This is a genomic window from Lentisphaera marina, assembly GCF_028745505.1.
Lineage (GTDB): Bacteria > Verrucomicrobiota > Lentisphaeria > Lentisphaerales > Lentisphaeraceae > Lentisphaera > Lentisphaera marina.
The window spans coordinates 266,092-279,582 of the sequence record NZ_JAQZZL010000001.1 but is presented as its reverse complement, the minus strand read 5'-3'; the positions used below and the strand labels follow the sequence as shown (position 1 = coordinate 279,582).

Genomic DNA, 13,491 nt, shown 5'->3' with positions numbered 1-13,491 from the left:
GGGACAATTCATTCATCCTTATCGAGAATGAAATTTATCATATCTTTCTGATCTAGGATATTTTAATCATAGTCACCCTCTCCGAAGGTTTGAGCACTGACTTCGCTTCATTAGCCCTGCGACTAAGCGTTAGATTGCGGAGTTTCAGACTTAGGTGCATCGCAGCGATAGAGTATAAGATGCTACCGTGAGGTACATGTACCATCTCCCTAGCAATCAGAAAGGGCCCAATTTTGGGTTCGACACTTTAATGCTGGACTCACAAGTGAGCCCTTATTAACATTTTCACGAATATCCTGTGGCTTACGCCACAGGATAGTTCATAATGTTCTCGGACTCATTAGATGAGTCCGTGCCTTAAGCTAATTTGTTTGATTAGAATCTTAATTGTTGCCCATGAATTCAAGCTGAAGTTCCTGAAAGGCGGTGTTTTCTTTGCGGGAGCTAACGGGAGCGACCTTCCACATGATCCAGCGGAATTCACCGAGTGATTTACCTTCAGTAGCGCGTAGAGAAACGGCGGTAAAGTCACGCTTTTTTTGTCCTCTGGTATCGATACTGCCGATAGCCGTCCACTGATTAGAGTCCCAGCCTGGTGCTTTTTTTGCCGCACTGCCATAGAGAGTAAGTTTTTGTTCACCACGTGGACCAAGATGATATGACCATGTGTTAATAGCCGAAATCGTTTTATTACTTCCCAAATCAACTCTGTAGGCACCACTCTTGACTCCATTGGCAAAAACGGGGCCATAGCTTTTCGCTAATTTTCCATCTACTAAAGATTTTAAGGGGTCATTATCGGTTTTACTATTACTCGTGATAGGAAAACTCTGGGCTGCGGCCAAAGGTATTTGCTTAAAGTCAGCTTGCGACTCTGCGTTCTCAATCTGGATCCAGCTATGTTTTTCAATGAGGATTTCCTTCGCTTGCTGAGCGCGAACCAATTTGATCTTGAGGGCTTTTTTTCCAGCTGTAGTATAAGTTTGAATCAGGTCTTCACTTGTGCGAATAGCTTTGCCATTGATTTGCTGAATCACATCACCTTCTTCGAAGCCATGACGAGCCGCCTCGGAATTTGTGGATACCTCAACTAAAACCACACCACCATCATCTTTACTGACGCCATAGGCGGAGAATTCTTCGCCTGCTAAGGTTTGGATACTTGCACCGAACCATATAATTTGAGAGCTGTCCGCTAAGGGGGTCCGTTTCTGAGGTTGTGGCTCGGATTGAGTTTTTACAGTAGGTAAATTTGGCGTACGAGCGATCTTTTTGAGCGAAGGTTTCTTAACCCCGAATTGGTCCATGGGGAAGTTTTTGAAGCCAATTTTCAGAGCGGGCGAATTGTCTTTGACAGAAAAATCACCCTTGCTTGGGTCAGTAAATTGTGCGTTGCCGAAGATCGAGTTTTTGTCCCAGCCTAAAGTTTTTGAAGTCGCTTTAACTGGAGCTTCATTGGCAACATAAAAGAAATTTTTATCAACGCGTGCAGCATCGGCATTGGGGCGTTTCATCCGTGCCGGGCGATGTCGACTCATGAGGATATTACCGTGAACTTCGTCCCCATTGCCAAGATACCAAACGTGGGGGTGTAGACCATTATTCACCATGATATTATTCCAAGCGTGGCGACGGAAACCCTCACGCAATTTGAGGCCACTGGCGAGTAGCAAGTTATTATAGATGTCGTAGTTGCTTGAGCCATCATCGAGGTCAATATCCCATCCGTGGTCGCAGCGCCAGCGACTATTGCGGATGGTGCTCGTTTTTACTGCATCGAGTAAGGCTAATTCGGGAAGCTTGTCTGCGGGTGCATTTTTGAGGTGCCAGAAGCGATCGCGTCCCCAGGAGTTGAATGAGCCATGGTCATGAGTCTCTAAGACGGTATCAAAGACGTCACAGCCCTCGATTAAATGGCCACCCCAAGTTCCTTCGCTTATATTAATGCCTGAACGTGCACAGTCGTAAATGGAGACGTCACGAACAGTGATGCCCTGAGCCATGGAAATTTGAACCCCAGCGGGTTGCTTTTCAACTCTGCCAATACCGTGGATGAGGCAATCTTCGACGATTGAGTCGGCTGGGTAATCATCGCTTTTTGGTCCTGGAGTTTGGTCGATTTTTTCGAATGAAGTGACCTGTTTGTATTCAAAAAGTGGATTGCGCACGGCTTTTGGATCGCCAACAAAACAGACGCCACTAGCACCTGCATCGTGAATATGGCAACCTTTAACCTGAACACGACGATTGTAGTTATTCACAAAAATGGCATTGCCGCCGACTTGGTCGAATTCGCAATCAAGAATATTGATATCCTCTGTTCCCGTCAGTAAAAAGGCGCCACCGCGGTAGATTGCCCAGTCCGAGCGCAATAGAGGCTCTTTGCACTCCATAAAAGTTCTTGCGGTGTGGCGCAGCGTAAAGCCTTGGAGAGAGATGTGCTTCACAGGAGATTGTTGTGTTCCTTTGAATTCTATGAGGTGACGGAGACGCACGACCTCGAGCTTAGCTTTTGTTAAATCTATGCCGGGTGCGGGCATGTAGTAGAGGGTAGAGGTCTTGGCATTGTGGAACCATTCGCCTGGGGCATCGAGTTCCTCGAAAATATTCTCTACCATACGGAAGTCTTTGTGCATGCCCATTTGACGGTTGTTCTGCCAGCCGCCTTCATAAGTCACTTCACCCTTAGGGTCTTTTCCCGTAATGCGGTAGTGATAGCCACCCCAGCGGTGAACATGCATGGCGTGAATATAGCCACCTACTGGATCGGCCCACTTGGCCGCGCGATCTTTAGAAAAAGCATCGGCGGAAAAGCCTTGATAAGCATCGGTTTTCTTTTTTGGGTCGTAATTCGGGTAACGCGCCATGCGCTGGGCACTTCCGTTGATAAAGACTTGGTCAATTTCTAAGTCTTGCGGAGTTTGTGCTTTGACGATGCCGTTTTTGTGAGCGCTCCATTCAAGTTCGAGTCTAGAGCCACCACTCAGAACTGCACCGCCTTCATTTTCGGCATGGTAAACAATGGGGAATTCAGCCGTTCCTGAGTCTTCGGGTGAGAAGCTTAAAGTTTCGGGCAAGTAGTAAACCCCGTCGGCGACCTGTATGCTGACGGCTTGTTTTCCTGCATAGCTGCGAGCGAGCTTACGAGCTTGGGCGAGTGATGCCAAAGGCTTTTCTTTACTTGTACCTGCGGAAGTATCATTACCTTGAGGGCTGACAAATAATTTGATCTGATTGGTATTGGCCTGCAGTTCTTGATCAAATTTAACATGGTAAATTTCTCCGAGTGTGGAAGAAAAGTGAATCTGATCTTTTTCGTCACCCGTGACTTCTACTGTATTTCCATTGCTGTCTGTAATAGTGGCACTTGCGATTCCAGGATAGTTGACGCGGCATTGACCACCACTGCGTGACTGGATAGAAATTAAATTGGCCTTGCCCTCTTGCCATTTTGCGGAGACCACAAAATTTCCTCGTGCGACTAGGCCATCAAAATGCCCGTTTTTCCAGGCTTTTGGCAAGGCAGGCAGGACGGAGATAGAATCATTGTGACTCTGTAGAAGCATTTCTGCTACGCCTGCCATGGTGCCGAGGCTACCGTCAATTTGAAAGGGTGGGTGCAGGGTCCAGAGATTCTGCACGGTGCGTTCACGTATAAAACGCTTATAAACTTCATAGGCTTTCTCGCCTTCACCAAGTCGAGCGCGACAATTCATGCGGTGAGCCAATGCCCAACCAGTGGTTTTATCGCCGCGGAGATCGAGGGTTTTGATTGATGCCAGCATCCAGTCGGGCTTAGTATTGATCAGCGTTCCGGGGAAGAGGGGACAGAGATGAGAGATATGACGGTGTCTTTTATCACCGATATCACTGTAATGATTTTCTTCGCGGTATTCTTTGATCTGACCATCGGCACCAATTAAAATCGGATCGAGCTTGTCGATTTGAGTACGAATCGTATCGAGGAAAGGATCCGTATTCTCTAAGGCATCAGCTAGTTTGAGTGTATCGGAATAGCTTTCCCAAACGAAACCTTGGTCAAAGGTACAACCCGCTGTGACGTAATATTTACCTCCCTTGAGTGTTCCCGGCATGTTTTTCACTTGCTCAGGCTTGGCAAGCTGTTCTGGTGAGGCGGATGGTTCGACTAAAAGTTTGTCCTCATGGGGAACCAAGACTTTTGAGTAAAATTTACTCAAGGATAACATCGCTGGGTAGGCGACTTCTTCGAGATATTTTTTATCTTTAGTGAATAAATAATAATCCATGAGCAGTTTAGCCGTAAAACCTCCCGTGCCTGGACCCGAATGGCCACCAGCACTTGGGATGAGATAGGCGTTAGCACCAGTACCAATGATCCAACCATTATCACCACCTTCTACTACCTTAGTGGGATTATATTTGCGGACATAGTCTGTAGCATGTTCACGAGCAATGGGAAGGTAGGCTTTGTAAAAATTAGTATAGGATTGAAAGCACTCGGCAAGATTAGTACTCATGGAGCCCCAGTAATTCATCTGCACATTGATGTTGTGCCAAAAACCGCCTGACCAGGGTGTGAAATAATCCTGACTCCAAGCGCCTTGTAGGTTAGCGGGCAGACTCTTTTCGCGCGAGCTAGAAATGAGTAGGTAGCGACCATATTGAAACATCAGTTCCTCTAGCCAGGTGTTTGTTTTGCCAGCTTTATATTTTTCCAAAAGTAGGTGAGTGGGATCTATTGAAGGCTTTGAATTAAGATTGACTGCAACGCGGCCAAATAAATTTTGGTAATCTTCAAGGTGTCTGGCTTTGAGTTGGTCATAGCCCAGTTTTTCAGCTGATTGCATGCGGGCAGAAACAGCTTCATGAGGGGATTCTTTAGGGTTAAGTTTTTTTGCGGGCGCATTGCGGAAGGTGTTTTCATGGAGGCGGTAATTGGTGCCAGTGGCAATAAGAAGTGTGACTGCATCCGCATTCTTGACTTTAATCATGCCTTGAGTTGGATGTTGCGATATAGTGCCACCTTCATTTAAAACCTTAATCTGGCCTTCAAAATTACAGCTGAATAAAGGGATGCTTCCCTTGAGGGTCAGAAGGTTATTATCTACAGAAACTTTGCCAGTTCGCTCTTTTTTTTCCAAATAAGGGATTTCAGGACGAAGATCAAATGAAAGCGAAGCTTTTTTGTCAGCTGTAAGACGAATCACGACAATATTATCTGGGTATGAGGCGAAATACTCGCGCTTGTAGGTCACATTACGATGTGAATAAGTCACATGGGCAATGGCCTCGTTTAAATTGAGTGAGCGACGATAATCCGTAAATTTATGATGTCTGAAATTTAGCAGTATTTCCGCGAAACTAGTCAGTCCACCCTTGTTATATTTACCTCTGTTATGAAGGGTTTTGTCAGTGATCTGAATACGCTCGGTATCCGTCCGCCCAAAAAGATTAGCCCCTGTGTAGCCATTGCCGATCGGATAAGACCAACGTTCCCAATCTTTATCATAGGAATTGGGTCGTCTGCTCTTTTTTGTTTCTTCCCATTTCGTCCTGCCATTATTGGGCGCGGGTTTTACTTCCCAGAGTTCGTATTTTCTCGGTGATGAATTGCCGAGCGACGCGAGTGCTAGACATAAAGTCAGCATGATGATGGTTTTCATTGTTTTTGTTTCCTAAATATTTAGCTAATAATTATTTTGATTTTTGTGCTTGGCGCGTGGATTTACCTTTTTGAATTTCAGCGAGACGAGACTCCATACGCTGAATACGTTCTGGTGATTTATCATACAAATTGATCCTTTGGCCGAGATCATTGGAAAGGTTGAACAATAAGCCGGGTACATCAGTAGAGCCACCCTGCCATAATTTTTTGAACCACTCGGGCTCTGAACTGATTCCACCTCGGCGTAAATAAGCCCATGATCCCTGGCGAAGTCCCAGCTTTCCATTGGCCGCGTGATAGACGAGCTCCTGCCGTACGGACTCGTTGGATTGAAGTGTCGGTAAAATATTCAGGCTATCTTCTGCAACACCATCGGCGAGTGGGTGATCAATGATTTTTGCAATAGTGGCAAAGAGGTCAGTTTGGGAGAGTAGGGCATCAATTTTGCGACCGCCTTTGATTCCACCTTTGGGCCAGGAGGCAATAAATGGTACGCGATGTCCACCTTCAAGTAGGTCGCGCTTTAAACCACGTAAGGGTCCCGAGGGGTTGTGATTATGAGATTGGATACGCTCGCGCATGAAGGGGGCAGGGCCATTATCGCTGGAGATAACTAAGAGAGTGTTTTCATAAACGCCAGCTTTCTTCAATGCCGCAACAACTTGACCAATTGAATCATCCGTTTGTACGATGAAGTCCCCGTAGGGACCAGCTTGACTCAGACCTTGGTATTTCTTGAGCGGGACAATGGGACTATGTGGTGAAGTTTGAGCGAACATGAGGAAAAAGGGATTTTCTTTTTTACTTCTTTGTTGAATAAATTCGACGGCTTTGGCCGTAATCGTGGGCATGACTTTTTCTAGTTGCCAGTCTTTCTCACCAGGCCCGACACCATGGATATAACCTGCCCTCATACTTTCTTGTTTCATGAATTTTCGCCCATCCACATCAATGGGATCACAAGTTAAGTGCTGATTTTCAATAAAGGCATAGGGAGGCATGTTGGGTACATCGTCTCCAAAGTAATAGTCAAAGCCAGCGCCCAATGGCCCACCTTCAATGGGGTTGGACCAGTCAAACATATCACAGGTTGCTTTGCTCGTGCCCTTGCCAATGACGGATTCCGGCGGTTTTTCACCCCCTTTCCATGGCCATTCAAAACCTAAATGCCATTTACCGATCAAAGCGGTAAAGTAGCCTTTGTTCTTCAAAATTTTTGGTAGTGTCACTCGATCTTTTTCGATGGCGGATTCTTCCCAGGGATTCAAACGGCCAGAACGCAATTTTCCACGCCAGGCATAGCGACCCGTAAGTAGGGAATAACGACTAGGGCTGCAAACTGTACTCGGCGAATGTGCATCTGTAGCCCAGGTGCCTGCTTTAGCCAAAGCATCCATATGCGGAGTCCGCACTTTCGATTCAGGATTCAAGAATGAGACGTCGCCATAACCCAGGTCATCGGTCAAAATAATGACAATATTGGGGTGCTTACTGCTTCCCTTTGCGTGCATTATCGAGAGGTTTAAACTCACGATTAATAAGATTGTACTTAGATAAAGGTATTTTTTCATTAAATTGATATCTCTATATTGTCACAGGATTTGCACTTAACTTCAATGATCATTTTTGCTCAGTTCTTTAGGGGTTTGTCAATTTTGCAATTAAATAATCAGTCGCTGTTTTATATTTGACCTTAGGAGCCCCTGGATAAACGAGTTCACACTTGACTCCCAGTTCCATACAACGCTCCTGAAGCTTCACGCCAAAATTAGCTGTGTGGGTGGGGTCTTTCTGCTTCTTACCAAGAGCGGGAGCTGACTTATAAGATAAAAAAATGGGTGGATCGTCAGGTGAAACAAGAGCATAAGGTGAATACTCCTGTATCCACGGTAATATCTCGGCTCGTTCGGCGAGGAACTCATCGAAATTTTGGAGGCCAAACGCATGACCGCCGTATTTACTATTGGGGGTCCATTGCTTCATTTGCTTTGGGTCTAAAGTTGTTTGAGCATTATTCACGGCCGCGCAATAAAGGCGTGTTGATTCACGGGCAATGGGATCAGCATTCTCCGGGTCGGCAAGGTCATCATGAAAGGCCAACCAAAGACTTGAGCAAGCACCTGCAGAGGCTCCTGCGGCCGCAATGCGATTCTTATCTATGTTCCATTCTTTCGCTTTGCTACGGACAAACTGTAAAGCACGAGCGGCATCATATAAGGGAGCTTTGACGGGTGGTTTGATATCGGTGTCTTTTCTAATTAAGCGGTAGTTAATGGCTACGACTGAGATGCCTTGTTTTAATAATGCAGAGGCATCGACAAAGCGATTGAGACGTTCTTTACTGCCATTCTTCCAGCCACCACCGTGAATGACGAAAACTAGTGGCGTCGGCTTGTTAGAGACAGCTTGCCAAAAATCGAGGATATGTCTTTGCTGTTTACCATAGGGGATGTTTGAGAAAGTTGCTTTTGGAACGGATGCATGGTAGGCGGGAGCCTTCACAGGAGAACTCGACTGCTCTGCCGTGGAGGTCGAGCTCAAGGCCATCAAAGCCAGAATCAAACTAGGTAATCTTCGTCTCATATTTTATTCTTAAGCGTATTACTCTTTGCGCTTGTAGTTTTTTAGGGTTTGAGTTCAGAGTGTGTTACTATAAAAGTGTTTGAAAGCGATTAACCCTAACTTTTTATGAGTGATACTACTATTTTGATCTTTATCTCATGATTTTTGCACTCAAATCAACTTGCGGGGAGGTGTAGGATTAGCCAAGTACTACTTGGCCGATGGAGCTACCGTGCAAGGCCTTGTCGACTGTGTTGTTGAGTTCTGATTACCATCCTGTAGATACTTCAGCTCTGGTGGGAGCACACATTGCCTCGCAAACAAGCGTGTATTATTTTACTTAGTAGCATCCCAGGCAGTGGTGGAAATATCGTCAGGGCTAGCCATAGAACCATCAGACCTTTGCAAGGTTTGATTCAGGGTAAATTTTGCTACATGTCCATCTGCCATGAGAAAATTAGCTTTGTCATCATGTGCTGTAGCGCCTAATTGTTCTTGATCGTAATAGTATTGAGCATTTAAGTCATCCCTCAACTGATTACCTAAAAGGTTATGTTTATAATGATATTCAAAGAGTGTTATGGTGTTGGAAGCATTAGAAATTTCACCAAGATTTCTTCTTTTCTTGTTGGATGACATACCTAAGAAGCCTTGATCTGGGTCCTTATAACCTTGCGTCAAGGGCGTTATTGTATAGCTTCTTCCCAAAACATCTGGCCCCCCATGATCTCTTTCTACAGCATCTGCTGGGCAACGATAAAGAGAACCATAGCCTTCGCCATGAGTACTAATTCTAAACTTATGTGCTCCAAACTCAGCAGTGCTTAAACTATCACGCCCATCATAACCAGCTAAATAATCATCCCAAGTATATTTACCAGGTGTGTTCGGGTTCGCTCCCGGGTTCGGATCCAGGCCCGTATAGGGTGCGTAAAAATCATTGTCGTCTGCAAACGAATATAAGGAAATGCCGACTTGTTTTAGATTACTTAGGCAAACGGCAGCTTGGCTCTTCTTACGTGCTTTTCCTAGAGCGGGAAGAAGGAGTGATGCCAAAATGCCGATGATGGCTATAACCACAAGTAATTCGATGAGAGTAAATTTATTTGTTGCCATGCTTTTATTCATCGTTTAAATATCCTGTTCATTAGTTTTTTTTGATAAACCCAATATTTGTTATGGTGCTATGTATTTTTACAAAAAAGTTTAATATTTTATTTCATAAATATATGAAAGTAAATAAATTGTAACTTTTTCGTCAAAAACTATAAGGATTTTCTCACGCAAAGGAGCAGAGCCTCAGTCGCCTAGTAAAAGATATGGTTAGATAGGAGGATAAAAAGCATTTTCCTATACGGCAGTATCTTGCGGACAGGAACACGAGGGCCAACTATGGAATGGATGGGGACAGGTGATTTTAAAAAGGATAAGAGTTGCCTTTTATCAAATCATCATATAACATATATTTATTAGTATATTCTGTGGAGGAATTTGTATGAGATTAGCTAGACTAAAACCAGTCAGTGGGACCTATTACCATGTGATGAACCGTATTGCGGGAGAAAAGAACTTTTACCCATTTGATCATAAGGAAAAACAAATGTTCATTGATCTAATGAACAAGTATTTAAAGCTCTATAAAATTGAGCTCTTATCTTACTGCATTATGTCCAATCATTTTCATTTGGTTCTTTACAGCCCAGGAAGAATCTCCACAGAAGAAATAAAAAATCGTTGGCAAGATTTCTACGGACACTCAAAAGGACATTATCACCCTGAACCCTTATGGGAATCTCCAAAGACAATTGAACAATGGGGGCAACGTTTGAGTGATGTTTCCGACTTTATGAAAGTTCTTCAGCAGTCATTTACTGCTTGGTATAATCGAACTCATAATAGGCGTGGCCATTTTTGGGCAGATCGTTTTAAAAGTGTTATTCTGGGAGGAGGAAACTCCCTACTTCGCTGTATTAAATATGTTGAATTAAACCCACTCAGAGCCGATATCTTAGATGAAAATAATAATTATATTTATTCATCTTATGGCATTTATAAGACAAGTAAAAAACATCCATTAGAAGCAAATCTGCTTAAACATCTACCAACAGCATTAGGCTCAAAATCAAAAAAAACAATAAGGTGCTTTCATCAAACTATTGAAACAATAATCTGTGATGCATCAACAAAAGAATTCAGTACACGTCAATCCATTTGGACTCATAGTAAAATTATAGGTAGTAAAAACTTCATTACTAAGCTAATCAAAAAGTATTGTCAGCTTTCTCCGGACATAAAAAGCACAAGTGATATCTGCTTCATCTAAAACAAGCAATACATAAGACTTTAAATCCTAGCTACTGCTTTGCTTGAATTAAGTCATTTGAACACAAAAAACCTCAAAAACAACAAGAAAATAAAGCTCGAGACCTACGCTAAGAAAACTAAGAGTCATTAAAAGGCCTTTGCTTGCCTAGTCCCACCATATTCACCGATATATAAGCAACAAATTCTACAAAGATCTTATTTCTACCTCAAAATCAGCTGTCCCTTATTCTTCAGCTGTCCCTTATTCTCCCCTTGTTAGTGATTAGCTTTTTTGTTCAGGTGAAATGATTTACTTTTTTGGGCGGAGAATAATGGATTTAAGGTTGAATAAGGCCTCGCCTTTCTTCTCGACCATTTTGACTTTGAAGTTGTAGTTGGTGAGTTCGGGCAGGTTGACGGTGCCTGCACTCATAGTTTTATAAACGGTCCAAGATCCAGTGTTCTTTATCTTCTTAGATAGTTTTTGCCCTTTCACTCGGAGTTCAAAAGTGCTGCCACCACCTTTTGAGGCATAAACAAAGATGACCTCATATTTTCCTGGAATAACGACTTCCTGATTCCAGCTCGCTATATTTCCCGTAGATGTCCAGTACCCGAGGTTCTTGCCTTTAGTCTCGAATCTTAAATCACCTTTGCCAGAGATCTTAGCTTTGTTGGCTAAAAGGAGTAAATCACCATTTCTGAGAGGGATGTCATTATTCTTATCAAAAGTTTTTACCGACTTAGCTTTAGCAACGAGTTTAATGACGGAGCTATAAGGGTTAGTACCATTTTTGGGAACCGTGAGAGTCATGGAGCTTGCTTTATTTTGAGCAGAAATTTTCGCATCGGAATTCATTAGACTGATGGATTCAACTTCGGCGTTCATGCCTTGCACTTCGATGAGGCCATTTTTAGGCCACTCAAAGACGTGGAAGTAATAATTGTTACCTCTTTGAAGTACTCGTCCCCAAGATTGAAGGGGGACTTCGGGAAAGTTCGTTTTGTAAATAGCTTCGGAATGGGCTTTAAGCCAATCGCCCATGCCCGCTAAGCGATCAAGGCAGCCATGAGGGAATTCACCTTCAGCAGTGGGGCCTATATTGAGTAGGAGGTTGCCACCTTTTGAATTAATGGCCACGAGTTTTTGAACCAGCTCCTTAGTCGTTTTCCAGTTTTTATCGTGCTCTTTGTAACCCCAGGAATGATTGATTGTCCAACACGCTTCCCAGTAATAATCGAGTTTAGAGCCTGGCGTAAAATTCTCTGGTGTTCCAAAATCGATTTTGGAACGATCGCGTTTTCCTACTCGATTGTTGATGATGGCATTGGGTTGAATTTGGCGAAGGTAGGCATAGAGATCCTCACCATCTTCCATGCTCCAATTGGGCCACCAATCGCCATCAAACCAAAAGATTTGCGTATCATAAAGATCAACGAGTTCTTTAAGTTGAGCCTTCATATACTTCACATATTCATCTTTTGCTATTGGGCTTGCCCACTCCGGTTTACCCCACTTGTTCCAGGCATTACCAGATTTACGCGGTTTCTGAGTTGGATGGTGCCAGTCGATGATGGAATAATATGTACCGAATTTCACACCGTATTTTTTACAGGCTGCACTGAGTTCTCCAAGAAGGTCACGGTCAACACCCGAGGCATCTTTGATGTCGTATTCTGTGTATTTTGAATCCCATAGGCAAAAGCCCTCATGATGTTTACTGGTGATAACGAAGTACTTCATCCCCGCTTCTTTAGCAATTCGAATCCATTCGTCAGCATTAAATTTTGAGGGATTAAATTGCTTGGCAATAGGAGCATATTCTTCTTTGGGAATATCTGCGTTAGCCTGAATCCATTCAGCGTACTTTTTTATAGGCTCCCCCTTCCAAATGCCCTTGAGAGTAGAATAAGAACCCCAGTGGATGAACATGCCGAACTTAGCTTCGTCAAACCACTGCATTCGAGAATCGAATTGCTCTTGGTTTTCTTTTGCAAAAGAGATGGGAATGATGGCTAATATTGCCAGAATAAGTGATAATTTTTTCATTGTTTCTAAGTCCAGTTTTGATATGAATTTAATTTTCCATAATTATAAACGAGCGAGGCTAAGACTGTGTAACTGTCAAAGGTGCTTTTCTTGTTAAATAGTTCACATCTATTTCTTGCTTGATTTTGAATCAAAAACGATTTCTGCCCAGATGGGTTTGTGGTCAGACAAGGGCTTCTTGAGTTCGATGATGCCACCGTCAGTGGTCTTAGCCTTTGTAGCCGTTTTGTAGAGGATATGATCGATGACACCATGATTTTTTTTTGGATCAAAGGCATTGTAGGTGTATTCCTTGGCGGGATCAATCTTCAGGTCTTTCCACGTTGCTTTGAAGCCTGCTTTCTCAATAGTGTTCATGGCCTTGTCACCGATATTGTTGTTAAAATCTCCGACGATGATCACCCTCTCTGTCGTTTCTTTCGGCAAAACTTCATTGGCAAGCTTGTAGGCATGGCCAGTCTTTTCGCGATCTCGTGAACTACAGATATGAAGAGAGTAAAATGCGATGGTAACACCATCAATTTTAGTCACTGCTCTGACTGCCGATGCGGGGTTCCAGCAGCGTCTACGCTCAACACTTAGATCGTGCTCGACTTTTCCTTCCAGAGGTGTCCGACTGAGAATCGTCTTGTATTTGTCCTTGTGATTGGCTGAAGATATTTTACCCACAAAGCTATACTTCATCCCTAGGACTTTGCCGACGCGAGCGGTCCAATCACCATTGGGAGCTTCGTCAAAACCGATGATGTCTAATTTGTAGGGCTTGAACATTTCGCCAATTTGCTCCGGAGTGGCGCTTTTGCCGAATTCCACGTTATAAGAAGCGACACGCACGGTAATGGATTTGTCAGCCTTTGAAGCGGTGAGATTGCTTGGGAAGATGCACAAGCAGGCAAAAGTAAGGGTTAATAATTTAATGGAGTTCATT

Annotated in this window: 7 protein-coding genes; 1 reads left to right on the top strand and 6 read right to left on the bottom strand. The window is 43.7% G+C overall.

What is annotated here, in order from left to right:
- Positions 1–383: 383 nt before the first annotated feature.
- From PQO01_RS01175 to PQO01_RS01160, 4 genes are all read right to left on the bottom strand, one after another.
- Positions 384–5,645 (bottom strand): glycosyl hydrolase family 95 catalytic domain-containing protein, encoded by a 5,262-nt coding sequence (locus tag PQO01_RS01175; RefSeq protein ID WP_274312212.1) that lies wholly within the window; start codon positions 5,643–5,645, stop codon positions 384–386.
- 31 nt (positions 5,646–5,676) lie between these two features.
- The gene (locus tag PQO01_RS01170; protein ID WP_274312211.1) at positions 5,677–7,218 is read right to left on the bottom strand and encodes a sulfatase family protein; all 1,542 of its coding nucleotides are present in this window, start codon (positions 7,216–7,218) and stop codon (positions 5,677–5,679) included.
- Positions 7,219–7,285: 67 nt separating this feature from the next.
- Positions 7,286–8,230 carry an alpha/beta hydrolase gene (locus PQO01_RS01165; protein ID WP_274312210.1) on the bottom strand — a complete coding sequence of 315 codons (945 nt, stop codon included), beginning with the start codon at positions 8,228–8,230 and terminating at the stop codon, positions 7,286–7,288.
- Between the two features lie 315 nt (positions 8,231–8,545).
- Complete coding sequence (locus tag PQO01_RS01160) at positions 8,546–9,337, bottom strand: prepilin-type N-terminal cleavage/methylation domain-containing protein (RefSeq protein WP_274312209.1); 792 nt, start codon at positions 9,335–9,337, stop codon at positions 8,546–8,548.
- 367 nt (positions 9,338–9,704) lie between these two features.
- On the opposite strand from PQO01_RS01160, the gene PQO01_RS01155 reads away from it, so the two are divergent.
- Entirely contained in the window at positions 9,705–10,532 is an 828-nt protein-coding gene (locus PQO01_RS01155; RefSeq protein ID WP_274312208.1) for a transposase, read from the top strand.
- A gap of 291 nt (positions 10,533–10,823) precedes the next feature.
- Here the strand turns inward: PQO01_RS01155 and PQO01_RS01150 are convergent, their stop codons facing one another.
- On the bottom strand, positions 10,824–12,563 hold the full coding sequence (locus PQO01_RS01150; protein ID WP_274312207.1) for an alpha-L-fucosidase: 1,740 nt from the start codon (positions 12,561–12,563) through the stop codon (positions 10,824–10,826).
- 108 nt (positions 12,564–12,671) lie between these two features.
- Positions 12,672–13,490, bottom strand: coding sequence for an endonuclease/exonuclease/phosphatase family protein (locus tag PQO01_RS01145; protein WP_274312206.1), 819 nt, complete (start codon positions 13,488–13,490; stop codon positions 12,672–12,674).
- Position 13,491 lies beyond the last annotated feature (1 nt).